The sequence below is a fragment of the Mucilaginibacter angelicae genome (genome assembly GCF_042434235.1).
Classification (GTDB): Bacteria; Bacteroidota; Bacteroidia; order Sphingobacteriales; family Sphingobacteriaceae; genus Mucilaginibacter; species Mucilaginibacter angelicae.
On the sequence record NZ_JBHLTS010000024.1, the window covers coordinates 102,683 to 128,110 of the forward strand.

Sequence of the window (25,428 nt, forward strand, 5' to 3'; positions counted from 1 at the left end):
GCGCTAAACCCGCGGCAGTTTTTTCTTTTATCCTAAAATCCTCTTATACAGCCCCCAATAATCGCTCACCATTTTTTCACTTGAAAACTGTGCGTTTGCCCATTCATAACAATCAGCCCTGCTAATTTGGTCGAGCCAATCAACGGCTTCGGCGGCTTCATCAACCGTATTAACCAAAAAGCCTGTCTGCGCATCTTTGATCAGTTCAGGCATAGAGCCGCGATTAAAGGCAATGACCGGTGTACCGCAAAGCATGGCCTCGGCAACGCTTAAGCCAAAAGGTTCATCAAAGCTGATAGGATGTAGCAAAGCATAAGCCTTACCCAAAAGCTCCCGGCGTTGATCCGGGCCGGCATGGCCAATATATTCTACTTCATCAGATAATTGCGGCTCTACCTTTTCTTTGAAATAATTGGCGTCCTGCACTATGCCGGCTATCAGCAGCTTTCTTTTGCTTTTTTTGGCGATCTCTATTGCTTCGGCGGTTCCTTTATCGGGGTGGATGCGACCGAAATATAACAGGTAATCACCGGGCTGTTCATAAAACTGAAAATCGCGGGTATCAAGGCCATTGTAAACCGTGGCTAAATAATTAAGCTCAGGACTACGATCAGCATTGCTGATCGATACATAATGCCCCATGCTGTTATATTTTTTATAAACCGGGATGATCTTCGACGATGAAAAACCATGTATGGTGGTAATTATCGGCGTTTTAATCAAGCCAGAATATGTGAGCGGCAGAAAGTCAAAGTTGTTATGGATGATATCGAACTCATGCGCTTTCTCCATCAGGTTACTGATATGCAGGCATTCCAGCACTTTAGCATCCTGTGTCCTGTCCTCTTCATAACCGGTAGCGCAAATGGCATCAAGCGTACCCGAAGTTATCGAATCACCGGTTGCAAAGAGGGTTACCTCCGCGCCAAGTTTGATGATCCCTTCGGCTATGTTTGATGCTATTTGTTCCCATGGCCCGTAGTGCCTGGGCGGTGTACGCCAGGCAACAGGGGCTAATACAGCTACTTTCATTTAGCAGGTCTGCAGTTTTTGACCGTATTTGTTGTACTCGTATTCCAGCTCGAAAGCTTTCAATACGGTAAGGTGCGATATCAGATAAGCCAGCGTGCTTTCCGCTCCCTGGTTACGGTTGATACCACCCGGCAGCAAGCCGTCGCAGCAGCCTTTTGTTTCATGGTCATATAGCGGTGCGCGCAGGGTATTTTCTCCCAGAAACCATTTATAGCTCAGGAACATTTTTTCAATATACTGCGGTACCCTGAAAATCTGGTAGGCCTGGAAGTGCATCAGCACCATAGCCATTGTTTCAATAGCCTGCTGATCAAAGGTTGGGAATGTACCACCACGGTAATACCAACCATCGTTACCAACAGGACTTAGGTAGCCGTTTGATAAGGTAAGCTGATCAAGGAAGGCCATGGTTGCCATGGCTATCTTCTTGGCTTCTTCATTACCGGTGATCTCGCATGAATGTAGCAAGGCCAGCGGAAGGATAGCATTATCATAGGTCATTTTTTCCTCAAACCACTGCCAGTCGTCAGACTGGGTATTGTTATAGGCATCGATCAAAGGCTGGGTTAAATCAGCTAATATTTTCACCATGCCCTCATCTGTAGGATAAACCTGCAGGTATAAACTGATACCAATTATGGTATTAGCCATACCCCTCAAATGCTTTAATGCCGCAAAATGGGGTACCGATTTATGAAAGATCTCCAGCGAAAATTCACGGTATGAATTACTTGCCGCACAGCCAATCAAATGCCCAAGCGCCCAAATGGTACGCCCGAATGAATCTTCAGAGCCAACCTCATCCAGGTATCGCCTGTCAAAACTCAGGAAATTGCGGAAATTGCCATCATCCGTTTGCATATAGTGAATATAGCTCAGGTATATCGGCAGCAGTTCAAACGCTTCGCTGCTCCCGTTGCGTTGATAAGCCATCAATGCCATGATCAGCGCACGGGCGTTATCGTCCAAACAATATCCTTCCTTCAAATTCGGGATCCCATATTTGGCATGTTGCACGATACCTGTATCGTCGGTTAAGCGCAATACATGGGTTAAGCTGAATTTCGGCAAGATCTCCGGATCAACAATACTGTTACGCAGGATCTTGTCGCTAAAATCAAAACGTACCAGTGATTCCTGGGCTACTTTAATAAACTCAGCACCAATAACCGGCCAGCGTAAATGCAGGCCGTATTGATAGGCATTTTCTTTCAATTCGTTCAGAATACGGTCCTGGTCAAGCAATTCGATAAGTGTATCGGCCAGTGCTTCTGAGTTTTTGAAATCAAACAGCCTGCCGCGTTTATCGGCCAGTAATTCGGTAGCATGCCAGTATGGGGTTGATACTACGGCTGCGCCTGCACCTACCGCATATGAAAGCGTACCGCTGGTGATCTGGGCCTCATTCAAATATGGGGTTACATAGATCTCGCAGGCTGTAAGGTAGTTTACCAGCTCTTCCTCAGATACAAATTTATTGATGAATGCCAGGTTACGGGATACCCCTAATTGCGCTGCAAGCGATTTCAGGTGGTCACGGTATTCCTCACCCGAGCTTTTAATAACGCCAGGGTGCGTGTTACCTAACACCACGTACATAACATCAGGATGTTTTTCAACTATTTTGGGCAAGGCCTTAACCACTGTTTCCAGGCCTTTGTTACGGCTCAGCAAACCGAAGGTGAGCATAACCCGGTGGTTTTTAAACGAGCTCAGGTTTTTAACCGGGTTTTCGGCAGGGGCTTCCACATCGGGTACACCATGCTCTATGATCTGGATCTTATCGGCAGGGATCTCGTAAATGGAGGTCAGAAACTCAACAGCCCGCTTGCTCATCACAATAACTTTGGATGATTGTTCAGCTATCTCGCGGATGATAATGCGCTGAACGTAGCTTGGGTCTTTTAATATGGTATGCAATATCGATATCAGCGGTTTTTCCAGCCGGTTGATCAGTGGCAAAATATAAATACCGCTTTCGCCGCCGTAGATGCCAAACTCATGTTCCATAATACATACATCGGCATTGCTGGTGTTGATATAGTTAGCCGCCCTGATATAATCCTTTTGATGATTTTGGCGAATAACATATTTTACCTCCTCCGGGTATTCATACTCATGTATATTTTCCGAATCATTAAGTGCAACAACAAAACCGGTTTGCGCCAGCGATTGCCTTTCGGGAAAATTTGAGCCTATTGCGCGCATCAAATTATTATTAAATGTTGCGAGACCGCATTCGCGGGGAGGATAGGTGGATATATATGCTATTTTCATATGTAGATTGAGTATAGATGCAAGTTTGTGAATTCAAGGTTTAACAATTTAATTAATTGTATAAACACCTGACTATTTAAATGGGCAGATTGACCTTATTTATTGCGATTACAGCATTTCTTGCGACATTTGCATAGCTATTACTATAAATGCACAAACCATACCATTTTAACTCAAACTAAAATTTGACGGCGGGCTATTTTATAAAGTAACTTAATCGTTACTTTTTTTAGAAGAGAGAGCAGTGTTATGAAATCATGTTAAGATACACAAAAATAACCGATTGCTTCGATTATAATTTGGCAGGCCTTCCTGATCTCATCATGGGTAATAATGAGCGGCGGGGCTAAACGCATGGAGTTGCTGCAATGTAAAAACCAGTCGGTTATTACACCGTTTTCGATACAGCGATCAATTATTTTTTTGTTGAGGTCGAAGTTTTCCAGCTCAATGGCCATCATAAGGCCTTTACCTCTAACTTCGTGTATAGCAGGGTGTACAAGTAATGTACGAAATAACGCCTCTTTTTCGGCTACGCCGGATACCAGATCAGTATTCAACAAAAACTCCAATGCTGCTAAACCAGCTGCGCAACATACCGGATGGCCGCCAAAGGTAGTGATATGGCCAAGGATGGGATTTTCCTTCAGCGCATCCATGATTTGGGTTGATGAAATAAACGCGCCTATCGGCATGCCGCCGCCAAGTGCTTTTGCCAACAGCAAAATATCGGGTACAATATCAAAATGTTCAAAAGCAAACAGTTTACCCGTACGCCCAAACGCTGCCTGGATCTCATCCAGTATCAGCAGCGTACCCGTTGCTGTACAGCGGGCGCGTAAAGCCTGCATGTAGGCAATATCAGGCACACGGATGCCAGCCTCACCCTGTATGGTTTCGATGATCACGCAGGCGGTTTCTTCGGTAATGAATTCAAGATCTTTCGGGTTATTAAAACGGATGAAGTTTACGCCTGGCAATAAAGGCCGGTAAGCCTGCTTAAACTCCTCATTGCCCATAACACTCAATGCGCCGTGCGTACTGCCATGATACGAGTTGTGGCAAGCCACAACCTGCTGTCTACCTGTAAAGCGCTTGGCAAGCTTTAAAGCCCCCTCAACAGCTTCGGCGCCAGAGTTGGTAAAGTATACTGACTGCAAATTATCGGGCAGTACCGAAACAAGCTTTTCGGCGAAGCGTACCTGTGGAGTTTGCACATACTCGCCGTAAACCATCAGGTGCATGTATTTATCAACCTGCTGTTTGATGGCGTCAATAACATAAGGATTGCTGTGCCCCAGGCTGCTTACACCAATGCCCGATATCAGGTCGATATAAGGCTTGCCTTCGGCATTGTACATGTAAATACCTTCGGCACGCTCAAATTCAAGCAATAAAGGGAAATTGGTAGTTTGAGCGTTATTGGCAAGAAAGAGCTGGCGAAGAGTTGGCATGATTGCTGAGTTTAAAATTCCTATCATATTTTAAAAACTGTTCAAAAATAAAAGCGTCATTGCGAGGAACGAAGCAATCCCAAACTATACAGAGCAGCTCTGCTAATCGGGGATTGCTTCGTTCCTCGCAATGACGTTTTTTATGATATTATTTTTATCAAATCAGTTAAAAAAAATGAATTTACCGACAAAGATAAACTAAAACAGATGGACGAAAATCCATCTGTAAATGATATTTAAAATACTTTCGATTTCTAAAAAGTAGAGAGCAACTAATCTCTAAACTTCAACCTCTAATCACTAAACCTCAATTCCCCGCTCTTTCGCTGCGTTCGCTGAGTTGTTTGATAAGCTCATCGTTAAACTCCTGTTCGCTTTTGTACAGGATACTCACCTTTTCGGGAGGGAGAATTTTGGAAAAAGAATCGCGGTAGCGTTTACGGATCCCTACCAGCTGGCTTTCGTAATAAATTTCTTTATCTATCTGCTCGGTGCCGTTTGTTGATGAAGTAGAGTTATTTAAACGCTTCAGGATGCGCACAGCAGTAAGTTCCTGCTGATATTGATTGTAGATCGGCCAAAATTTGGTTGCTTCTTCATCCGTAAGATCAAGCTGCCTGCTGATATACCTGTTACGGGCAGCCTCAAGCCTTTTACCCATATTTCCCTTTTTGTTACCATTAGGGCGGACGGGATTAAGCTCGGGCCTTGCGGGGGTTTGAGCCGGAACAAAGCGGTTAACCTGCCCCACAGCTTCATAGCCCAAAGCCATAACAAATAACACAATACAAATATGCCTGATTAATTTACTCATTAAATGTTTTCCTCTGTTTAATTATCTATATAATCCGACAGATCTTCGTCTGCATTACTTGTGTTGCTTTTTTGATTAGCGTCCATCAGTGTACGGGTATCGCTTGCGTCCATGTGCAACTGAAGATAGCTTTTTATTTCATCAACCGGTACTGATGATACCTGCTCATGTAAATATGAGTGGTTATGATCGGGCGACTGAATATCGCTCCTGAAAATAACACCCACCCCCAGTATCAGGGCAAAACAGGCGGCTGTAGCATACCTGATGGTAGGTGATAACCAAAGCCTCCTTACCATGCCTTTTTTCTGTACAGGCTTAGCTTTGTTTATACTTACAACGTTATCTGCTTCCTGCTCCTCCTCCAAATCGGCATTAACCGTTTTATCCAGGATGCGCTGACTAAGCTGATCGAAGTAATTTATTGGTACAACAAAGCCCTCATGTTCTGCGTTCACGGCTTCCTCAACCGCTATACGGCTTTGGATATTGGCGCTCAGCTCCTCAAAATAATTTTCTGGCACGGTAAAACCCTCATCGCCCATGGCCTCCTCCACTGCAATACGGCTTTGGATATTGCTGCTCAGTTCGTCAAAATAATTTTCAGGTACCGTGAAGCCTTCATCAGCCAGATCCATAGCTTCCTCAACCGTTATTCGGCTTTGGATATTGCTGCTCAGTTCGTCAAAATAATTTTCGGGTACCGTGAAGCCCTCACCCGCATTCATGGCTTCATCCACCACAATACGGCTTTGAATATTGCTGCTAAGCTCATCAAAATAATTTTCGGGAACGGTAAACCCCGAATCACCGGCGCTAAAAGCACGCTCAATATTTATACGGCTCTGGATGTTGCTGCTTAGCTCGTCGAAGTAATTTTCAGGTACGGTATACCCTGCAGATGGATAGTTTTTCAATCCCTCAAGCCTTATACGTGTTGTAATGTGCTGCGCTAACTCATGGAAATAGCCGTCAGGCACTGTGAACGGGTTAGTTTTGCTAACCTGTTTCAGCGCGATGAAATCATCCAGCCATTCCCTATTGTCCATATCGCTTTTCATACACAACTATAGATTGGTATTGTGCTAAAAGGTTTAACGTAAATTAAAAAATTAATCGTGACCAAGCAAATGCGCTTCTATCTTCTTGACTGCCAGGTGAAAAGAAGCTTTTAAAGCTCCCACACTGGTACCTAAAACCTGCGACATTTCCTCGTATTTCATGTCTTCATAATATTTCATATTGAAAACAAGCCGTTGTTTTTCGGGTAAGGTAAGCAGTGCTTCCTGCAGTTTACGCTGCGCGGCGTCGCCGTTAAAATAAGTTGAGTCGGCCAGTGTATCAGCCAGCTCATAAGCAACATCATCCAACGAAACATTATTTTTTTGTTTTTTCTTATTCAAAAAAGTAATGCATTCGTTGGATGCTATCCTGTACATCCAGGTGTACAGTTGCGCGTCGTTTCTGAAACCGGCAAGGTTTTTCCAAACCTTTACAAAAACATCCTGAACCAGGTCATCAGCATCGTCATGGTCAACAACCATGCGCCTGATGTGCCAGTATATTTTTTGCTGGTATTTTTTCAACAACAGGTTAAACGCCTCATTCCGGGTCTTTTCGTCCTGAAACTTGCTTAATATCTCTGAATCTTCAACCTGTACCGACATTTTTAGAATTTTATTAATGTTAAAGGTTTAATTAACCTTTTTTGTTTTTTCTTTCTATCACCTTTTTAACAGCGGCCACAATATGCTCGGCATCTAAACCGTATTTGGTCATCAGTTGTTCAGGTGTACCGCTTTCACCAAAGCTGTCATTAACTGCTACGTATTCCTGCGGTGAAGGGTTGTGTACTGCAAGTACCTGCGCAACGCTATCGCCCAAACCACCAAGGCGGTTATGCTCTTCGGCGGTAACTACGCAGCCTGTTTTGGCAACTGATTTCAAAATAGCCTCTGCATCCAGCGGTTTAATAGTGTGGATGTTGATGATCTCGGCGTCAATGCCCTGCTCAGCCAAAATTTCGCCTGCAAGAATAGCCTGCCATACCAGGTGCCCTGTTGCAAAGATACTTACATCAGCGCCTTCGTTCACCATCCATGCCTTACCAATTTCAAATTTTTGATCAGGATCGGTAAAGATAGGAACAACCGGCCTGCCGAAACGTAAATAAACCGGACCGTCATACTCAGCAATAGCAATGGTAGCGGCTTTGGTTTGGTTATAATCACAAGTGTTGATAACCGTCATGCCCGGTAACATTTTCATCAGGCCGATATCTTCCAAAATCTGGTGGGTAGCACCGTCTTCGCCCAAAGTTAAGCCAGCGTGTGAAGCGCAAATTTTAACGTTTTTGTTTGAGTAAGCTACTGACTGGCGAATTTGGTCATAAACCCTGCCGGTTGAAAAGTTTGCGAAAGTACCGGTGAAAGGAATTTTACCGCCGATGGTCATACCGGCAGCAATACCGATCATGTTAGCTTCAGCAATACCTACCTGTACAAAACGCTCAGGGAATGCTTTAATAAAATCGTTCATTTTTAACGAACCAACAAGGTCGGCGCAAAGGGCAACAACCTGGTCGTTTTTCTGGCCTGCTTCCAGCAACCCGGCGCCAAAGCCCGAGCGGGTATCTTTTTTATCTGTGTAAGTGTATTTTTTCATTTTGCCTACCCCTCCCCTCTTTCAAGGAAAGGAAGATTTTAAATCGTGATAAATTAAACTGATGTCTTGAACTCCCCCTTCAGGGGGCCGGGGGGGCTTAATAATCGCCCAGTGTTTCTTCTAACTGATCTAAAGCCAGTTTAAGCTGCTCATCATTTGGCGCAATACCGTGCCATTTGTGGCTGCCTACCATAAAGTCAACACCGTAACCCATTTCGGTATGCATCAAAATCATGATCGGTTTACCATTACCTGTACGGCTTTTTGCTTCTTCAAGCACCCTAACCACATCGGCCATATCATTACCTTTCATATCCAGTACATCCCAGCCAAAAGCTTCCCATTTAGCGCGAAGATCGCCTAATGAAAGTACCTGTTTGGTTGGACCATCAATTTGCTGACCGTTAACATCAATAGTCGAGATCAGGTTATCAACATGATTATGAGGAGCAAACATTGCAGCTTCCCAGATCTGGCCTTCCTGGATCTCGCCATCGCCATGCAGGGTAAACACTAATGATTTATCACCATTTAATTTTTTAGCAAGGGCGGCACCTATAGCTACCGATAAGCCCTGGCCTAATGAACCCGAAGCAATACGGATACCCGGAAGGTGCTCATGTGTAGTTGGGTGACCTTGTAAACGGGCGTTCAACTTACGGAAAGTTGCCAGCTCGGCTTTGTCAAAGTAACCTGCGTGTGCCAGAGTGCTGTAAAACACCGGCGAAATATGGCCGTTTGACAGGAAGAAAATATCTTCGCCAACAGCGTCCATATTAAATTTAGGATCGTGGTTCATTACCGAAAAGTACAATGCGGTAAAAAAATCGGTACAGCCCAATGAGCCGCCGGGGTGGCCTGATTGACAGCCATGTACCATACGTACAATGTCGCGCCTTATCTGCGACGCGGTTTTTTCTAATGTTTGTAAGTCTGCTTTCATTAATGGAATTATAGGAACTGCTAAAGTAGCTATTATGATTGTGTTTTTAACACTTAATTTACAAGATCGAGTACTTGTTGAGATGAGTTTTTAGTATCAACCTTACCAATCACGTGCGTAATAACTCCTTCTGCATCAATTATAAATGTGGTACGTGCTGTACCCATGTATTTTTTGCCATACATGTTTTTTTCAACCCAAACCCCATAAGCTTCAACAATTTTAAGCTCGTTATCAGCTATCAGGGTAAAAGGCAGGCTGTATTTAGTTTCAAATTTTTTGTGCGATTTTTCGTCGTCGGTGCTTACTCCAATCACCTCAAAACCTTTGCTTAAAAGCGATTGATAGTTATCCCTGAAATCGCATGATTCGGCAGTACAGCCGGGGGTATCATCTTTAGGATAAAAATAAAGGATCACATTTTTGCCTTTGTAATCGGCAAGGGATACTTCTTTACCGTTTTGGTCTTTAGCGGTAAAGGCGGGGGCTTTATCGCCTTCTTTTAATGTTGTCATGGTATGAGGTACTTATCTGTAAAAATCGGCGGCAAATTCCGAAAAATTATTCTTGTTATCAACTAACACCAGCTTAAACACGTGTTTACCGGGCGCAATATCGCTATTAAAGGTGTAACTTAATATTTTACTTTTATAATCATGCTCCATCAGCACCCACTTACCATCAATGGTGCCGGTATAGCTTTTAATTCCGGATAAATTATCGCTCATCCTCAAATTGATACTGCGGGCGGCCTTCATGTTGCTGCCGTTTTTGATATTGAGCGGATGGATGACCGGCGATACGCTATCTACCTTGATGTAATAATCGCCAAAGGCGCTCACCTGCGATATCACATAACCATCTTTAAAGTAACCACCCTGGCAGCCACCCCATGAGCTTACTATAACTGCCTTATCGGCATACTTGCCCAAATCAACATCGGGCTTGATCCAGATTTCATAGCTGTCATGAATTGGCGTTAACCTGTTATGGATATGATGCATGGCCGAATAGGCGCCTGCAGGTTTGGCCGAAGCCGAATACTGAAAATCCAGATCATCATACAGGTTGCCCGGCATTATGATCACCTTAACCTTATCGTTGCTAAACTCACTGCGCTTATCGTAATAAAGCATAGTGCCTGTAGGCTTTATAGGCTGCGGGTTGGTGAACGGAGACGATTTAACTTTGAGTTTCAAGGATGAAGAATTGCCCGCTACGTCCTTTACCACATATTCAACATCATGCACAGCATTATCATCAAAAGTGATGATGCCGTTATTTACAGATTGCGGGTACAGCGAAATCCGACTACCGGGCAGGATAAAACATTTCTGCATCCACCTGCGCGACGATTCAAAAGCAGGGTAATCGATATAGGCATTGATGGCATGGGTTTGATCGAACGCGAAACGCTCAACCGCAAAGGTGTATACGGTTTTGCCATCCAGTTTTAATTCGATAGAATAAACACCGTTATGGTTAAACGATGTACTGTTCATATCGGTAGTATTGATGCCGAAGCCGATATTACCGCTTAGTTCAAGCGTTTGCGGTTTAATGAGGTGATAATTACCTGCTGATCCGGTAACGCCCAAAAACTCCTTAGCTGTTTTTTCGCTGAAAGGTTTACCATTGAGGTGATAGATGCCAATGGAGGTAATCGTAGGTGGCACTTTATCGGGGATGGTTAAGCCAAACAATTGCGCATTGATGGTTTCCTCTGTTTTACTATCCCTGATCTCGAAGTGCACATGAGGACCGGCCGATGCACCGGCATTGCCCGATATTGCTACAACCTCATCCTTTTTTACCGGTACCTGTGTTGGCGTAAGATTAAAATCAGCCTCATAGGTTTGGTGCTCGTACTGGTATTTTTTTACAAGATCAATCACCGCCGGACTAAAACTTTCCAAATGACCGTACACCGTAGTATAGCCATTTGGATGGGTGATGTAAATTGCCCTGCCAAAACCGCCAAACTGTACGCGCACCCTTGATATATAGCCTTCGGCAGCTGCATGTACCGGGTAACCTGTGCGCTGGTTGGTTTTAAAATCGAGCCCGGAGTGAAAATGCGCAGGCCTTAACTCGCCAAATGAACCGGCTGTGGTAGGCGGTGTAAGATCAAGCGGGTACCTGAAATAGTTTTGCGGGTATTGCCTGCTTTGTATAATAGTTTGTGCATATGTGTTTGAATAAAGCGCCAAACACATAGCACCTGTAACCAATAGTTTTTTGATCATGCTTATTTAACGTAAAAATCGAGCATTTTTTCATCCTCAAGGTATCCCTCAAGCCTGTCGCCGATTTTCACTTTTGATACACCCGGTGGGGTGCCGGTAAATATTAGGTCGCCCTTTTTAAGGGTGATGTATTTTGAAACAAATGCAATAATGCTCTCGAAAGAGAAAAGCAGATCGCGGGTGTTACCCTGCTGCCGGGTTTCACCGTTGATATCCAGTTTAAAATTGATGTCGTAAACCGATTCAAATTTAGCCTTAGGCACAAAATTGCTGATAGGTGCTGAGCCGTCAAAGGCTTTGGCCAACTCCCAGGGCAAACCTTTTTCTTTGTGGCGGGCCTGGATGTCGCGGGCGGTAAAATCAATCCCTAAACCAATCTCCTCGTAATAGTTAGCCGCAAATTTTTCGTCGATATACTTGCCTTCCTTACTGATCTTGAGTACGATCTCGATTTCGTGGTGGATATCTTCCGAAAAATCAGGGTGATAAAAAGGCTTATTTTCTTTCAGCAAAGCCGTTTCGGGCTTCATGAAAATAACCGGCGTTGTAGGTACCGGGTTATTAAGTTCTTTGGCGTGTTCGGCGTAGTTGCGGCCAATGGCAATAATTTTCATAAATGAACGCTATAAATGCCAAAGCTAAAAAAATTGATGGGTTTGGGGGAAGGTTTATGACGGTGTATTAATAATTTGACGTAAATAAACCATGTCATTGCGAGGAGCGGCATGGGCCAAAGCGCCTGGTGCGACGTGGCAATCTCGTAGCTATACAGGGCGGATATGCATTGGCTACGAGATTGCCGCGCTACGCTCGCAATGACATAGTCTTTAGCTATTTTTTAATTAATAACCGAAATCCTTTTGATAACCGATTCGGTACCGGCAACAACGCGCACAAAGTAAAACCCGCGAACCAGTTTATTGCTGATAGGATAATTTAAATTATGATCACCGGATTCAACCCTTTGTGAAAACAGGGTGGAAATATCGTTACCCAGCACGTCCATTATTTTAATGGTTACGTTGGTATTTCGCGATATGGAGTATTTCAGGTTGATCTGATCTGTTACAGGATTTGGGTACAGCTGCACATCGCTCAGTAGTTTATCATCCGGCCGGGATACGTTAATTTTAACATTTGAAGTAACAGCCGGCTTTAAAGGCGGAAGCGAAAGGTGTAAACCATTTTTTAAATAAGAAGTTTTTGCCTGCTTGGTTTTACCCCTAAGGTATACAGTATCAGACTTTAGCGAATGCCCATCAGCAACAAAGGCGAAGTTCATGAAAATTGCCATCGCAATCATCACGACCCACGTATAGGTATAAACATAAGAATATGTAAAATTTCGCCTCATTATTTAGTATGATTCTACAAAAGTATAAATAAAGCCCTCATCCCATTAAATATTAATGTTTTTGTAAAACTTTTTAACAAATTTTAACAAAACGTGTAACCTTATTGTACTGTAGACACAATATTTCTTTATACGTTTAATCAATGTAATGGTTTAACCAAAAAAATTAATATTTTTGCCATCTCTAAATCATAAAAGTGTCAAATCATAAAGATCTGCATAAACTGTCGGCCGCGGGCTTTCTAATCAGTTTAGGAATAATTTACGGTGATATTGGTACCTCCCCATTATACGTATTTAAGGCCATTGTTGGCCAGCATCAAATTTCAGAAACATTAATTCTTGGAGGAGTTTCGTTAATTTTTTGGACATTAACCCTGCAAACCACTTTAAAATATGTGGTGATAACCTTAAGGGCTGATAACAAAGGTGAAGGCGGCATTTTTTCGCTGTTCTCCTTAGTGCGGCGTAAGGCAAAATGGCTTATTGTACCTGCGGTTGTAGGCGGCTGCGCCCTGCTTGCCGATGGTATCATTACCCCGCCAATCACCATTTCGTCGGCTATTGAAGGTTTGCAAACGTATTACCCCAATTTACCAACAGTGTATGTGGTAATGGCCATTATTACGGTGCTGTTCATCATACAGCAATTTGGTACATCGCTGGTAGGTAAGGCATTTGGGCCTATCATGTTCCTATGGTTTAGTATGATGGGCGTTTTAGGGATCACTTACATAGTGCATGATCCCTGGATCATCAGGTCGCTTAACCCGTATTATGCATATAAGCTGCTTAGCTCAAGCTCAAGCGATGGTGCATTCATTGTATTAGGTGCAGTTTTCCTTTGTACAACGGGTGCTGAAGCTTTATACTCCGATCTTGGTCATTGCGGTAAATCAAACATCCGCGTAAGCTGGGTGTATGTAAAAATATGCCTTATCCTAAATTATTTAGGCCAGGCAGTTTGGTTATTACAGCGCAACGGCCACAGCATGGACCTTAACGCCAACAACCCATTTTACCAGATCATGCCAACATGGTTCCTGATATATGGCATCGGTATCGCTACCGTAGCTGCTATCATTGCCAGCCAGGCGCTTATATCCGGTTCGTTTACACTTATTGCCGAGGCTGTAAGGCTTAACCTTTGGCCAAAAGTAAGGATCAATTACCCATCCGAGCAAAAAGGACAATTGTATGTACCCAGTGTTAACTGGCTGCTTTGGGCCGGTTGTTTAGGCGTAGTACTGATCTTCAAACATTCGGACAAAATGGAGGCTGCTTACGGTTTAAGTATTACCGTAGCCATGCTCATGACCACCATACTGGTGTCCAAATTCCTGAAACGTAAAAAGGTACCCAATTATATCATCAATACCTTTTTGGTGGTTTACCTGCTTATTGAAGGCACCTTCCTTACCGGTAACCTGCACAAGTTTTTGGATGGCGGCTGGTTTACGCTTTCAATAGGTTTTGTGCTGTTCACTGTAATGTGGACCTGGCATACCGCCCGTAAGATCAGGAACCGTTATGTTAAGTTTGTGGAGATTGAGGATTATTTTGATATTATTACCGAATTAAGCCTTGATGAAAGCGTACCCAAATATGCATCACAACTGGTGTACTTAACCAGTGCCAATTTCAACTCGGAAATTGAATCGAAAATTGTTTACTCCATACTGCAAAAGCAACCTAAACGTGCCGACGTTTACTGGCTGGTTCACGTTGACGTAGTGGACGAGCCTTACAAACGCGAATACGAAGTTGACCACCTGGTGCCAAACAAACTGATCCGGATTGATTTTAAACTTGGTTTCCGTGTTGAACAGCAAATAAACCTGCTCTTCAGGAAAGTAGTAGAAGACCTGGTTAAAAAAGGCGAGGTTGATATTACCAGCACTTATAAATCATTAAATAAGCACAAAATAGTAGGCGATTTCCGCTTTGTGGTAATTGAAAAGATCTTCTCCCGCTCACATAATCTTTCATTTATCGAAAGATTTATAATGGATTACTACAAGCAGCTTAAAAAAGTAAGCTTATCCGAAGAGCGTGGTTTTGGCCTCGATCTGAGCTTTGTAACGGTTGAAAAAGTACCGCTGGTACTTGCTATACCTGAAGCAATAGAAATCCATAGGGTTAATTAAAAATACTCTTTTAAACAAGAAAAGGCTCCCGGAAATCCGGGAGCCTTTTCTTGTTTAAAGCAATCTGCCGCGGGTTTGCAACCCGTGGTGTGGCATAGTTTGAGTTTTCAACTCGAACACGTAAGTTGAAAACTTACACAATGGTTCCCACGGGTTACGCTACGCTAAACCCGCGGTAGATGTTTTTTTATTTTTTAAACCCCACTCTCCCACGCCATCCGCATATATTTCCTTACCTCATCATTAATATCTTCCTTAAAATACATCCTGAAGTAATGATTAAATTGATCGGTGCCCGGTACCTGCTTTATTTTACTGAAACACAGGTTATCATCATAAACCTGTTTAAAAGGGAATACCACATCAATAAAGTTTTTACCTAATTGGGTAACATAAGCAAAATTTGCCCTTGCGCCTAAAGCTATCATGCTTTTGGTAGGATAAACTTTAACTCCGTCAATTTGAAGGTATTCATCAACCAAATGATCAAACAGTGCTATCGTATGAGGTGTTTTGCCGTTTAGGGCTTCTGATAGTTCCCTGTCGCGGCATGAATGCACCTGGTTGGTGGTGGTAAATTCACGTTCGCATAGAGGGCAGGTCCACATCGTATTTACGCAGCTTTTGTTTCTTCTTTGCCTAATACACTGTTTTTGTAGCTGTAGGTAAAGTAAATAACCAAACCGGCTATCAGCCATACTAAAAAGCGGATCCAGCTATCGTAAGTTAATTCGGCCATTAAATAAAAGCAGCTTAATAAACCTAAAACAGGGATAAGGGAAAGCTTTTTAATAAAAGCAAGTACCGTTAAACTGGTTGACAGCAATATAAAAAGGAAAAACGGAAATTTTTGGTGGAGGTTTTCGCCCGAAAAAAGACCTGTAAATTGTTTCCAGAAAAAAACCAGGCATATGATATAAACCAAAGGGGCTATCCACTGCGAGTTGATGTAAGGCAAGTGAAACTTCCCTTTAACTGCTTCTTCGCGGGGTAAAAGCAAAACGCCACCGCAAACCAATACGAACGCGAACAGGGTACCTATACTGGTTAAATCTGTCACTACAGTAAGATTTAAGAACAACGCTGGCACACCTACCACAAAGCCGGTAACAATTGTTGAAAAAGATGGTGTTTGATATTTGGGGTGGATGCGGGAAAAAACTTTTGGCAATAATCCATCCCGGCTCATGCTCATCCAGATGCGCGGCTGGCCTAACTGGAATATCAACAATACACTTGCTGTAGCTATTACCGCGCTAATTGAAATCACATAGCTAACATTATGCAGACCAACTTTAGCAAATACATAGGCTAAAGGATCGCCAACCTGCAGGTCTTTATAGCTTACCATGCCCGTAAGCACCAGCGATATTAAAACATAAAGAACCGTGCATATCACAAGCGAATAAATCATTCCCCTTGGCAAATCGCGCTGGGGTTTTTCACATTCTTCGGCAGTGGTTGATATGGCATCAAAACCAATGTATGCGAAGAACACGCCGGATACGCCTTTCATTACCCCGCCAAAACCGTTAGGCATAAAAGGGTGCCAGTTGGCCGGGGTTACATAAAAAAAGCCAATTACAATAACTGCTAACACAATGGCTATCTTCAGATAAACCATAGCATTGGTAGCACGTTTGGTTTCGCGGATCCCTATATAAACCAGGTAGGTAATGATCAACACGATAGCCAGCGCAGGTAAATTTGCGATGAATTTAAAACTGCCAAAGCCCGGAGCAGTTGCCCAGGCGGATGCGTTAATTTTTAGCGTATCAGTAATTGATGCCAGGTCATGATTAGCTGTGAGTTTGGCTATTTCTTCATGCGCCCTGAATGCCGAAAGATAATCGGTATAAAGATAACTTGGCATGTGGATATGGAAACCCTCCAACAGGTTCACAAAATAAGTACTCCATGAAATGGCTACTGCGATGTTACCGATAGCATATTCCATTAAAAGGTCCCAGCCAATGATCCAGGCGATAAGTTCGCCGAATGATGCATAAGCATAAGTATATGCACTGCCTGCAACCGGGATGCGCGATGCAAATTCGGCATAGCAAAGTGCTGAGAAGCCGCAGGTTACAGCGGTAATGATAAATAATATACTAACACCGGGCCCGCCCTGAAAGGATGCTTCGCCGATGGTTGAGAAGATACCTGCACCTACCACTGCGGCGATGCCCATGAGGGTGAGGTCTTTGACGTTAAGTTCTTTTTTGAGTTGGGTTGATGCTGAGCCGGGGTGCTCACTGTCGCTAAAGCCACATTCAACATCATGTAATATTTTTGCTACTGATTTTTTACGAAAGATACTTTTCGACATGTAGTTTAATTAATTAGTGCTAATCAATCTCAAAATTAATCATTTTTTTGCATTGAATAAGTATATGCTTACTTTGCGACATGAAGATAGGAATAAAAGACGTTTTGTACAGGATCAGGCCTTTTTTTATCCTTTACCTTATCGTTTTACTGACCTGTTTGATCATCAAACTGCTGTATAGCCGGGAGGCTATTTTTTTTACCGTAAACAGCTGGCACCAACCCTGGCTTGATGCCATTGAGCCCTATGTTACCGACCTTGGCGATGGCACTACAGCCGTAATATTATCGCTTGCTATGCTCTTTTTCAGCTACCGTAACTGGCTACTGCTGGCATCAAGCTATGCAATAACATCTATAGCTGCACAGATCCTTAAATACATTTATATAGCTCCGCGGCCAAAGCTTTACTTTGCCGATCAATGGAGCAGGGTTCACACGGTAGAAGGTGTTTATATATTAGAAAAATACAGCTTCCCTTCGGGGCATACAGTGAGCGCTTTTTCGGCGGCACTTGTTATAACGTACCTATGTAAAAACAAAGGCTGGGGTATCCCAGCCTTGTTTGTTGCCATAATGGTTGGCTATTCAAGAATGTATTTAACCGAGCACTTTTATGAGGATGTGCTTGCGGGCTCGGCCCTTGGTGTGTTTGTTACTATATTTTGGCTCACCTGGCTTGATGGTAAACAGTTCATCAATTCGGCCAAATGGAACAGGGGCCTGTTTGATATCATTTTCAAAAAAGCCCCTGCTATTAATTAAACTCCTGCTTCCAGTTGCCTGTTTTTACGTTTTACCACGGTTAACACAATGATGAGCACTATAACGGCGCCACCACCATAAATACCTATTTTGGCTGGGGTAGACATGCCCTTTGCATCAGAAAGGTACTGATCCCGGCGATCTAAAGCAGGTGCAATCTTGATAGAACCCGAAAACTGTTTCAGTTCGGCCGTTGCAAGATTAGCCCTTTGCTCAGGGTAATTATACTCAAAGGTATAAGTTGCTTCCTGGGTATATAACAGGATAAAATTCCTTAACTCGGGCGATTCGCCTGTTGAGCCGCTGTTATCAATCCTGAGGGTAAATACTTTACCTTCCAGTTTACCAATAGTGGTATCACGCGGATACATTACGCTACCATTAACAGATTGTTTTTGAATACCGTTGATGTAGTTTTTAAATACATCTTTCAGGTCTTTTTCTTTATTTAAAGGTTTGGTATTAGCATTTGGTACACGCAAAACAAGAATATTCCCTAATGTTGCAGTACCCTGGTATACCTGCTGACCTAATGTATCCTTTTTGATAAAACCCTCGGGTAATGAAACCGTAATAAGGCTATCTATCTTTACAGGTTTAAATGCCTGGCTAAAACCTGCAAGCGAAAACAGCATTATGCTTAAGCTTAAAATTATCTTTTTCATATTTATCTAACTTGAAAAAGAAGAATAAGTTTTAACTAATAATACATCTTGAGATTTAGATGATGGTTAAATGACTTAAAATCAACATTATAAACGCAAGCTAAAAGCAGAAACCCGAAGGCTTAAAGCTTTTTTATTGGGGCGAATTTTAACCACATAAATAAAAAACCGTCATTGCTTCGTACCTCGCAATGACGGTTGGAGGATTTTGAATTTAAAAGCTTTTTGTTTTCGGCATTCCGCTTTAGGCTTCTTTCAACTTGATTAAGAGCTCATCTAAACTTACCTCGGCAAAAGCAGTTGATGAGTCGGAAACGCCGTATGGAATAATGAGCTTGTTATTATGTACTATGGCCCCGCATGAGTAAAGTACATTGGGTACATAACCTTCGCGCTCATCACTGTTCGGGATCAGCAAAGGTTCTTTCAAACGGCCGATCTCAACCGCCGGGTCATCCAGTTTCAGCAAACTTGCCCCCAGTACATAGCGCCGCATGGGGCCAACACCATGGGTTATCATGATCCAGCCGTCGGCCGTTTCAATGGGCGAGCCGCAATTACCTATCTGCACAAATTCCCAGCTAAATTTAGGCTGCTGCAGCATCACCGGCTTTTCCCAGATATTGATCTTATCCGAATACATGATATAATTATTGCAGCCATCTATCCGTGATATCATCACATACTTGCCGTTTACCTTGCGCGGAAACAGGGCCAGGTTTTTATTCTGTGCCCCTGCACCGTACAAAGGCATAATCCTGAAATTATAAAAATCTGTTGTTTGCAGCAGTTTCGGCATGATCAGCGAACCATCATAAGCGGTATAGGTAGCGTAATAAAGCTTGCTCCCGTCATCATTGGTGAACTGTACAAAGCGGGCATCTTCAATACCTTTACGTTCGTACTCGGATATCGGGAAGATCACCCTATCGGAAATATCGGTATCCAGCGAAAAAACAATTTCATAATAGGAGTCTGCAAGCCAGAGCACTTTATCGTACTCCAGGCGTTTCATATCACTTTCCTGCAGTTTTTGCGAATCCATGATGATCCGGCGCAGGTTGGCGTACTCAAAATGATGATCAAGCTTTGATTCCAGCTCGTTTATTACATCGATACTGATTTGGGTGATGGCTGCCTTTTCAAAAAACAGCTTTTTATTATAAACGGCATTCCGCACAATTTCGGCTTCATCAATATAGCTGCCGGCTGGCTGTACGGTAATATTATTAAATTTATCAATTAAAGCACGGCGGAAGGTTATGGAGGAAATATGCCCCTCGCCTACCGCCCTGAAGCTGATGATCACCCGGCGCTGCCCGTCTTCCAGTTCGGTCTGATCAGGATCTTCCACAATAGAAGGGTTAAAGAACGCAGCCGACTCAATAGAATACTCGTGCGTAAAATAGGAACCTATGAGCAGTTTGCGATAAACGGTAAGCGTATCAAAATCAATATCCAACTCCTGAAACAAGGGTTTGAGCTTGCTGCAATGCCTGTTAAGCACACGGGTAATATTACGGTGCCTTTTGGAATATTCCTGCAGCAAGGGTGATACAATGCCAAAAGCATCATCTTCGCTGATAAGCATCACACGCTCAATAACTTCTTTGGCGCGGTCGTTCCCATTAAAAAAAAACCTTGCTATTACACGTTTCGGATCGGGATTTACTCGGATGGGTTTGCGTTCGATAGAAAGTCTCATACAATGAAGTGGTAGCTTTTAGTTTGTAACACCAATAACTGCAAATTGATTTATGCTTTTTTAATTTAAACGCAAGATTTAAAAAATGACACTTTACAGGCCGTTATAAAAGCCTATCTTCATGTTTTGTTAATCTTTGGTATGGTATTTTACCTGCCGTAAACATCCTGATCCTGTAACCCTTATTTATAGTTTTTGTAAACTTGCACAATTATGAACGTATTAATTGTTGAAGACGAAAAAGGCCTTGCGCTTGAAGTTGATGAATTTTTAAGCCACGAAGGCTTTACGGTTGAACATGCCCGGACTAAAAAATCGGCATCTGAAAAAATCTTCGTAAACAATTATGACTTTATCCTGCTCGACCTCGGTTTACCTGATGGCGACGGCTTTGACCTGCTTAAAATGCTGAAAGGCATGAATGAGCGCGAAGATGCTGTAATTATCCTCACAGCCCGCGGCGCAGTTGATGACCGGGTATCGGGCTTGGAACAGGGTGCCGATGATTACCTGGCAAAACCGTTTTCGCTGAATGAGCTTTTGGCCCGCATGCATGCCATTACCCGCCGTAAACACCGCCTGGAAAGTAATGACATTAATGTAAAAGGTTTGAAGATCAACATACAAAACCGCACCGTTACTTATAACGATGAACGGATAGCCCTCACCAAAAAAGAGTTCGAGATCTTTAACTACCTGGTGCTTAACAAAAACAGGGTAATATCACGCACTAACCTCACCGAGCACGTTTGGGGCGATGTACTGGAAATAAACTCCGATTCCAATTTTGTGGATGTACATGTTAAAAACCTGCGCAAAAAACTATCGGCTTATATCCCTATCGACTGGTTTGAAACAGTGAGAAGCATCGGTTACCGCATCAATATCTGAAAATAACAGCTACATGAAATTACAGGTAAAACTGGCCCTTTATAATACGTTAACCAAGTTAGCCATCATACTTTTTACGGGCCTGCTTATCCTGCTTTCTATTGAAAAGATCTCATACGATCACGTAGAACTAAGGCTTGAGGAAAATGAACGGGAAACGCTTAAAAATCTCAGCTCCAAAGAGATCAACAGTAAACTTTCAGATCAAAAACCGTATACCGATTACAATATCTTAAAAGAGGAATTCATTATTATCAGGCCGGTTAAGTTTCAGCCTACGGAAACCCAGGGCGCAAAATTCACAACCGAAACCCGCACCAGTGACCAGGTTACACAAACTTACCGCATATTAACCCACCAGTTTAATTTTAACAACCATACCTATCTGCTTGAAATTGGCGTGGCAATTACCTCCATTGAAGAACTAAAATCAATCATTAAAAGGTTTACCCTTTTAACACTGGTAATTGCCCTTGCCCTTACCCTGGTAAGTGACCTGGTATTTACCAAATTTTTGCTTGCCCCTTTTTATAAGATCATCGACCGCAAACTGATCAAAGTAAATGACCCGATGAACTTTGATTATGAAAAAATAAAAACCACTACCCAGGATTTTGAACTGCTTGACGACAGCATCAGCACGCTCATGAAAAAGATCAGTAACCTGTTTAGCCTGGAAAAACAGTTTATTGCCAATGTATCGCATGAATTGCTTACGCCAATTTCAATTATCAGCTCAAGATTGGAGAATATTTTATTGCAGGAAGAACTTAGCGAGGCCAGCGAAAATAAGATGCATGCTTCGCTAAAAACATTAAACCGCCTTAAATCAATCATCAATAGCCTTTTGCTGATCTCAAAAGTTGAGAACAACCAGTATGACAAGGCCGATATGGTGATGATAGCAGGCGTAATTATGGAGATTGAGGAAGAACTGGAAGACCGCCTGGAAGAAAGGCACCTAACCTTTAACAACAATATCAAATATATTTATTCCCTCATGGGCAACCGCCCGCTCATGCATACCCTGTTGTTCAATCTCATTAATAATGCCATCAAGTACAACAAACCCAAAGGCAGTATCACTGTTGCTGATGAACTTAAGGAAGATGTTTACATATTGGAGATTACCGATACCGGTGCAGGCATGGACCAGCAACAAATAGAAAACGCTTTTAACCGCTTCGAAAAATTTGAAACAGAAGAAAAGGAAAGTTATGGCCTTGGCTTAGCCATTGTAAAAAGTATTACTACTTTTCATAACATCAGGGTAAAAATAGATTCGGTAAAAGACAAAGGCACCAGCGTATACCTCATATTTAACCGCGATTAGGCTTCACTTATTCTTCACATTGTATCAATACATTTACAAAGTTTATTTTATAAGTAGATCCCCTATTTAACTATAGAGGCTGTTCTCCAGATGGAAACAGCCTTTTTTGTTATCCTAAAAGAAATATTTTATTAATTACTGTCATGCTGGGTAGGTAAAATCCAGGGACTTTGAAGGTTAAAAATGACATTTATCCCTTTGTCATGCTGAGGTACGAAGCATCTTCTTCGCCCTGTATAGCGGCCATGCTTGTTGAAGAAGATCCTTCGTACCTTAGGATGACAGTTTTTTTTAATTATGTCGTGGGTAGGCACGAAGCATCTTATGTTCCCTCAGGGTCTCTCGCAGGTTTAAGTTAACCCACAAAATCGGATTTCAAATCGCTTTGATAATCCGCGTGAGTTGAACCCCTCTGGGGTTCGGGGGAGGGCTGGGACGTTATTTCTACAAACCTTTTCCCCCTCTGGGGGAATTTTATAATTTGATAAACAGGTATTAATTGAGATGTGCTTGAGGACAGGTGCACCAGAGGTGCAAAAGGTTTGTAGCGTGTAAAATTATAGAATTATCCTTTGCCCCAGAGGGTCAAAACAAGCCGCTTTTCTGATTAAACGACAAAATAATTTTGTGGGTTAACTTAAACTCGCAGAGGACCCTGAGGCTCACCGCGTTCTAAATATTCCCCCAATGGCGCAAGCCTTGTGTGGGTGGGCTGAAGGGTGGATGACTTGTGACTAATGTTCACGATTGCTTCGTACCTTAATGACGATTTTGTTTTTATAAACTCCTCCTATATCATCTTGTTGCGCTTAACCAAATAAGCATTCAGAATATGATGATAACCTTCATGGATATCAGCATCAACCAGATCGATATGATACTGGGCACACTTCAGTTCCAGCTGATGACGATATTCCTTTAACGATGCTTTATAGGCATCGCGGATACGGGCCGGGTTTACTTTCAGTTCGTCACCACTTTCGATATCAACAAAATGATGGGGGCGGTTATCAAAGTTCAGCTCCAATTCTTTTTGTTTATCGGTAACGTTGAAAATCACCACTTCATGCTTATTAAATTTCAAATGCTGAATAGCTGCGAATAAAGCCTGTTGCTTTCCGGCATCCAGGTTATTCTCCAGCATATCGCTAAAAATGATCACCAAGGAGCGCTGATGGATTTCCTGAGCTATGTGGTGCAGCACATTGGTGATATTGGTTTGCGTATTTGCTTTAGGGCTGGCGTACATTTTTTCCAGCTCGGCATATAAATAAAACAGGTGCGTTGTGGTTGATTTTGCAGCACTGATCCAATCAATCTTATCCGAAAACATACAAAGCCCAAATGCATCGCGCTGCTTTTTGAACAGGTACATCAACGATGCTATGGCATAAACCGAAAATTGCAGTTTGTTAGTGCCTGCTTCGGGGAAATTCATGGATGATGAGGTATCCAGCAGCAGGAAACAACGAAGATTGGTTTCCTCTTCAAACTGCTTAACAAACAATTTATCGGTACGGGCCAGCAGCTTCCAGTCGATATTTTTTACCGACTCGCCGTTGTTGTACAGGCGGTGCTCGGCAAACTCAACCGAAAATCCGTGAAAAGGGCTTTGGTGCAAACCTGTGATAAAGCCTTCTACCACCTGCCGGGCCAGCAGCTCCAGATTGGCCAGTTGCCTTATTTGCTGATCTTCGTTTAATTTGGGCATAGGCTAATATAGGGCATAAAAAAAGCGTTGCAAAATTGCAACGCTTTTTCACTAAAATATGTTGTGTTAATGCTACAGTGGATAGCATTAAATAAGCTTAGGGGTTATGCTAACTGTTTTGCAAGTTTATCAGTTAATACTGATTTTGGCACAGCGCCGATTTGTTTATCCACAATTTCGCCATTTTTGAAGAACAATAAGGCAGGGATGTTACGGATACCGTATTTTACAGATATACCTGGGTTGTTGTCAACGTCTACTTTACCAACAACAGCTTTGCCTTCATATTCTTTTGCAATATCTTCAACTACCGGACCTACCATCCTACACGGACCACACCATTCTGCCCAAAAGTCAATTAATACCGGTTTGTCTGATTTCAGGACAAGCTCGTCAAAGTTTGCATCAGTTATTTCTAAAGCCATGATTTCTATTTTTTAAATTTTGTATTTACAAATATATGCTATTCAAATTGCTTGCCACAAGTGTACTACTGACAATGTGACAATTATATTATCATAATACACACCCTTAGCGCAGGCATGACCATTTGTCGCATCCACACCCTTTAATACAGCTTTGCGACATGACGTATTAACACAAATTACCTGTTTACAAAGCATATAAACAACTATGCAGGCGGGTTACTTTTTAACATTGCCGGTATTAATTAACATTACAGCTATATACTATGTTATTAGTAATTATTTCATTGCTGCTCATTATCCTGGCTCCTGTGCTGCAGATAGCCCTCTCGGTTTTGAGAATCAAAGGGCGTATCCGCTTACCACTGATTGCCATCATGACCTTATCAATAATAGCAGGAATAGGGTTCTCCACTGCAGCGACGTACATTAGTGGGGAAACACATAATAGAATAAGTCCAGCTTGTTTTACGCCCGAAACAGCTGTGTTTTTAGGCGGTATTTTACTTATTTCGATAACATCACCTGTTACGTTTATATTAAGCTACATCATTTACCTTATCAAAACAAAAAATGACCGGAAGCTACAGCCGCCGGTCATTGGTTAATACATTGTCCGTGTCCTCAATAACAACTCACAATACCCAAATTTGTGAAGACCCGGACAAATTCTC

At 42.6% G+C, this 25,428-nt stretch carries 23 protein-coding genes; 5 read left to right on the top strand and 18 right to left on the bottom strand.

Going from position 1 to position 25,428, the window contains the following annotated elements:
• Positions 1 to 27: 27 nt before the first annotated feature.
• From ACFFGT_RS18415 to ACFFGT_RS18470, 12 genes are all read right to left on the bottom strand, one after another.
• Positions 28 to 1,032 carry a glycosyltransferase family 4 protein gene (locus tag ACFFGT_RS18415; protein WP_377024002.1) on the bottom strand — a complete coding sequence of 335 codons (1,005 nt, stop codon included), beginning with the start codon at positions 1,030 to 1,032 and terminating at the stop codon, positions 28 to 30.
• Positions 1,033 to 3,309 (bottom strand): glycosyltransferase family 4 protein, encoded by a 2,277-nt coding sequence (locus tag ACFFGT_RS18420; RefSeq protein WP_377024003.1) that lies wholly within the window; start codon positions 3,307 to 3,309, stop codon positions 1,033 to 1,035.
• A 260-nt stretch (positions 3,310 to 3,569) separates the two neighbouring features.
• Complete coding sequence (locus ACFFGT_RS18425; RefSeq protein ID WP_377024004.1) at positions 3,570 to 4,763, bottom strand: aspartate aminotransferase family protein; 1,194 nt, start codon at positions 4,761 to 4,763, stop codon at positions 3,570 to 3,572.
• Positions 4,764 to 5,070: 307 nt separating this feature from the next.
• The gene (locus ACFFGT_RS18430) at positions 5,071 to 5,577 is read right to left on the bottom strand and encodes a hypothetical protein (RefSeq protein WP_377024005.1); all 507 of its coding nucleotides are present in this window, start codon (positions 5,575 to 5,577) and stop codon (positions 5,071 to 5,073) included.
• A gap of 17 nt (positions 5,578 to 5,594) precedes the next feature.
• Positions 5,595 to 6,638, bottom strand: coding sequence for a hypothetical protein (locus tag ACFFGT_RS18435; RefSeq protein ID WP_377024006.1), 1,044 nt, complete (start codon positions 6,636 to 6,638; stop codon positions 5,595 to 5,597).
• A 51-nt stretch (positions 6,639 to 6,689) separates the two neighbouring features.
• Positions 6,690 to 7,244: an RNA polymerase sigma factor gene (locus tag ACFFGT_RS18440; protein ID WP_091221884.1), complete on the bottom strand. Its 555-nt coding sequence runs from the start codon at positions 7,242 to 7,244 to the stop codon at positions 6,690 to 6,692.
• A gap of 31 nt (positions 7,245 to 7,275) precedes the next feature.
• Positions 7,276 to 8,241, bottom strand: a complete 966-nt coding sequence (locus ACFFGT_RS18445; protein ID WP_377024007.1) for a transketolase family protein — start codon at positions 8,239 to 8,241, stop codon at positions 7,276 to 7,278.
• 97 nt (positions 8,242 to 8,338) lie between these two features.
• Positions 8,339 to 9,184 (bottom strand): transketolase, encoded by an 846-nt coding sequence (locus ACFFGT_RS18450; protein ID WP_377024008.1) that lies wholly within the window; start codon positions 9,182 to 9,184, stop codon positions 8,339 to 8,341.
• Between the two features lie 53 nt (positions 9,185 to 9,237).
• Positions 9,238 to 9,699 (bottom strand): thioredoxin-dependent thiol peroxidase, encoded by a 462-nt coding sequence (gene bcp / locus ACFFGT_RS18455; RefSeq protein WP_377024009.1) that lies wholly within the window; start codon positions 9,697 to 9,699, stop codon positions 9,238 to 9,240.
• Positions 9,700 to 9,711: 12 nt separating this feature from the next.
• A complete protein-coding gene (locus ACFFGT_RS18460) occupies positions 9,712 to 11,430 on the bottom strand; it encodes a M23 family metallopeptidase (RefSeq protein ID WP_377024010.1) in 1,719 nt (572 codons plus the stop codon).
• 2 nt (positions 11,431 to 11,432) lie between these two features.
• Positions 11,433 to 12,044: a fumarylacetoacetate hydrolase family protein gene (locus tag ACFFGT_RS18465; protein WP_377024011.1), complete on the bottom strand. Its 612-nt coding sequence runs from the start codon at positions 12,042 to 12,044 to the stop codon at positions 11,433 to 11,435.
• A gap of 224 nt (positions 12,045 to 12,268) precedes the next feature.
• Positions 12,269 to 12,712, bottom strand: coding sequence for a T9SS type A sorting domain-containing protein (locus ACFFGT_RS18470; protein WP_377024012.1), 444 nt, complete (start codon positions 12,710 to 12,712; stop codon positions 12,269 to 12,271).
• 269 nt (positions 12,713 to 12,981) lie between these two features.
• Between ACFFGT_RS18470 and ACFFGT_RS18475 the strand changes: the two genes are divergently transcribed.
• The gene (locus ACFFGT_RS18475; protein WP_377024013.1) at positions 12,982 to 14,931 is read left to right on the top strand and encodes a KUP/HAK/KT family potassium transporter; all 1,950 of its coding nucleotides are present in this window, start codon (positions 12,982 to 12,984) and stop codon (positions 14,929 to 14,931) included.
• Between the two features lie 194 nt (positions 14,932 to 15,125).
• On the opposite strand, the gene ACFFGT_RS18480 is transcribed toward ACFFGT_RS18475, so the two are convergent.
• Together ACFFGT_RS18480 and ACFFGT_RS18485 are read right to left on the bottom strand one after the other, a co-directional pair.
• Positions 15,126 to 15,539, bottom strand: a complete 414-nt coding sequence (locus tag ACFFGT_RS18480; protein ID WP_377024014.1) for a DUF5655 domain-containing protein — start codon at positions 15,537 to 15,539, stop codon at positions 15,126 to 15,128.
• A 5-nt stretch (positions 15,540 to 15,544) separates the two neighbouring features.
• A complete protein-coding gene (locus tag ACFFGT_RS18485; protein WP_377024015.1) occupies positions 15,545 to 17,260 on the bottom strand; it encodes an amino acid permease in 1,716 nt (571 codons plus the stop codon).
• Positions 17,261 to 17,340: 80 nt separating this feature from the next.
• Here ACFFGT_RS18485 and ACFFGT_RS18490 point away from each other — a divergent pair, with 80 nt between their 5' ends.
• Positions 17,341 to 18,024 (top strand): phosphatase PAP2 family protein, encoded by a 684-nt coding sequence (locus ACFFGT_RS18490; protein ID WP_377024016.1) that lies wholly within the window; start codon positions 17,341 to 17,343, stop codon positions 18,022 to 18,024.
• On the opposite strand, the gene ACFFGT_RS18495 is transcribed toward ACFFGT_RS18490, so the two are convergent.
• On the bottom strand, positions 18,021 to 18,689 hold the full coding sequence (locus tag ACFFGT_RS18495) for a hypothetical protein (protein WP_377024017.1): 669 nt from the start codon (positions 18,687 to 18,689) through the stop codon (positions 18,021 to 18,023). The genes ACFFGT_RS18490 and ACFFGT_RS18495 overlap by 4 nt on opposite strands.
• Positions 18,690 to 18,933: 244 nt before the next feature.
• On the bottom strand, positions 18,934 to 20,394 hold the full coding sequence (locus ACFFGT_RS18500) for a glycoside hydrolase family 130 protein (RefSeq protein ID WP_377024018.1): 1,461 nt from the start codon (positions 20,392 to 20,394) through the stop codon (positions 18,934 to 18,936).
• 213 nt (positions 20,395 to 20,607) lie between these two features.
• Between ACFFGT_RS18500 and ACFFGT_RS18505 the strand changes: the two genes are divergently transcribed.
• Entirely contained in the window at positions 20,608 to 21,285 is a 678-nt protein-coding gene (locus ACFFGT_RS18505; protein WP_377024019.1) for a response regulator transcription factor, read from the top strand.
• Between the two features lie 13 nt (positions 21,286 to 21,298).
• Positions 21,299 to 22,618: a sensor histidine kinase gene (locus tag ACFFGT_RS18510; RefSeq protein ID WP_377024020.1), complete on the top strand. Its 1,320-nt coding sequence runs from the start codon at positions 21,299 to 21,301 to the stop codon at positions 22,616 to 22,618.
• A gap of 790 nt (positions 22,619 to 23,408) precedes the next feature.
• On the opposite strand, the gene ACFFGT_RS18515 is transcribed toward ACFFGT_RS18510, so the two are convergent.
• Positions 23,409 to 24,329, bottom strand: a complete 921-nt coding sequence (locus tag ACFFGT_RS18515) for a DUF58 domain-containing protein (RefSeq protein WP_377024021.1) — start codon at positions 24,327 to 24,329, stop codon at positions 23,409 to 23,411.
• 104 nt (positions 24,330 to 24,433) lie between these two features.
• A complete protein-coding gene (gene trxA / locus ACFFGT_RS18520; protein WP_022831961.1) occupies positions 24,434 to 24,754 on the bottom strand; it encodes a thioredoxin in 321 nt (106 codons plus the stop codon).
• Between the two features lie 266 nt (positions 24,755 to 25,020).
• Here trxA and ACFFGT_RS18525 point away from each other — a divergent pair, with 266 nt between their 5' ends.
• The gene (locus ACFFGT_RS18525; protein ID WP_377024022.1) at positions 25,021 to 25,362 is read left to right on the top strand and encodes a hypothetical protein; all 342 of its coding nucleotides are present in this window, start codon (positions 25,021 to 25,023) and stop codon (positions 25,360 to 25,362) included.
• Positions 25,363 to 25,428: the final 66 nt, after the last annotated feature.

Coding starts and splice junctions, on each gene's coding strand:
- bcp (WP_377024009.1), bottom strand. CDS start 9,699: ATGACAACATTAAAAGAAGGCGATAAAGCCCCCGCCTTTACCGCTAAA.
- ACFFGT_RS18485 (WP_377024015.1), bottom strand. CDS start 17,260: ATGTCGAAAAGTATCTTTCGTAAAAAATCAGTAGCAAAAATATTACAT.
- ACFFGT_RS18440 (WP_091221884.1), bottom strand. CDS start 7,244: ATGTCGGTACAGGTTGAAGATTCAGAGATATTAAGCAAGTTTCAGGAC.
- ACFFGT_RS18480 (WP_377024014.1), bottom strand. CDS start 15,539: ATGTGGACCTGCCCTCTATGCGAACGTGAATTTACCACCACCAACCAG.
- ACFFGT_RS18500 (WP_377024018.1), bottom strand. CDS start 20,394: ATGAGACTTTCTATCGAACGCAAACCCATCCGAGTAAATCCCGATCCG.
- ACFFGT_RS18425 (WP_377024004.1), bottom strand. CDS start 4,763: ATGCCAACTCTTCGCCAGCTCTTTCTTGCCAATAACGCTCAAACTACC.
- ACFFGT_RS18490 (WP_377024016.1), top strand. CDS start 17,341: ATGAAGATAGGAATAAAAGACGTTTTGTACAGGATCAGGCCTTTTTTT.
- ACFFGT_RS18445 (WP_377024007.1), bottom strand. CDS start 8,241: ATGAAAAAATACACTTACACAGATAAAAAAGATACCCGCTCGGGCTTT.
- ACFFGT_RS18495 (WP_377024017.1), bottom strand. CDS start 18,689: ATGAAAAAGATAATTTTAAGCTTAAGCATAATGCTGTTTTCGCTTGCA.
- trxA (WP_022831961.1), bottom strand. CDS start 24,754: ATGGCTTTAGAAATAACTGATGCAAACTTTGACGAGCTTGTCCTGAAA.
- ACFFGT_RS18435 (WP_377024006.1), bottom strand. CDS start 6,638: ATGAAAAGCGATATGGACAATAGGGAATGGCTGGATGATTTCATCGCG.
- ACFFGT_RS18460 (WP_377024010.1), bottom strand. CDS start 11,430: ATGATCAAAAAACTATTGGTTACAGGTGCTATGTGTTTGGCGCTTTAT.
- ACFFGT_RS18470 (WP_377024012.1), bottom strand. CDS start 12,712: ATGAACTTCGCCTTTGTTGCTGATGGGCATTCGCTAAAGTCTGATACT.
- ACFFGT_RS18450 (WP_377024008.1), bottom strand. CDS start 9,184: ATGAAAGCAGACTTACAAACATTAGAAAAAACCGCGTCGCAGATAAGG.
- ACFFGT_RS18420 (WP_377024003.1), bottom strand. CDS start 3,309: ATGAAAATAGCATATATATCCACCTATCCTCCCCGCGAATGCGGTCTC.
- ACFFGT_RS18465 (WP_377024011.1), bottom strand. CDS start 12,044: ATGAAAATTATTGCCATTGGCCGCAACTACGCCGAACACGCCAAAGAA.
- ACFFGT_RS18510 (WP_377024020.1), top strand. CDS start 21,299: ATGAAATTACAGGTAAAACTGGCCCTTTATAATACGTTAACCAAGTTA.
- ACFFGT_RS18515 (WP_377024021.1), bottom strand. CDS start 24,329: ATGCCCAAATTAAACGAAGATCAGCAAATAAGGCAACTGGCCAATCTG.
- ACFFGT_RS18505 (WP_377024019.1), top strand. CDS start 20,608: ATGAACGTATTAATTGTTGAAGACGAAAAAGGCCTTGCGCTTGAAGTT.
- ACFFGT_RS18525 (WP_377024022.1), top strand. CDS start 25,021: ATGTTATTAGTAATTATTTCATTGCTGCTCATTATCCTGGCTCCTGTG.
- ACFFGT_RS18430 (WP_377024005.1), bottom strand. CDS start 5,577: ATGAGTAAATTAATCAGGCATATTTGTATTGTGTTATTTGTTATGGCT.
- ACFFGT_RS18415 (WP_377024002.1), bottom strand. CDS start 1,032: ATGAAAGTAGCTGTATTAGCCCCTGTTGCCTGGCGTACACCGCCCAGG.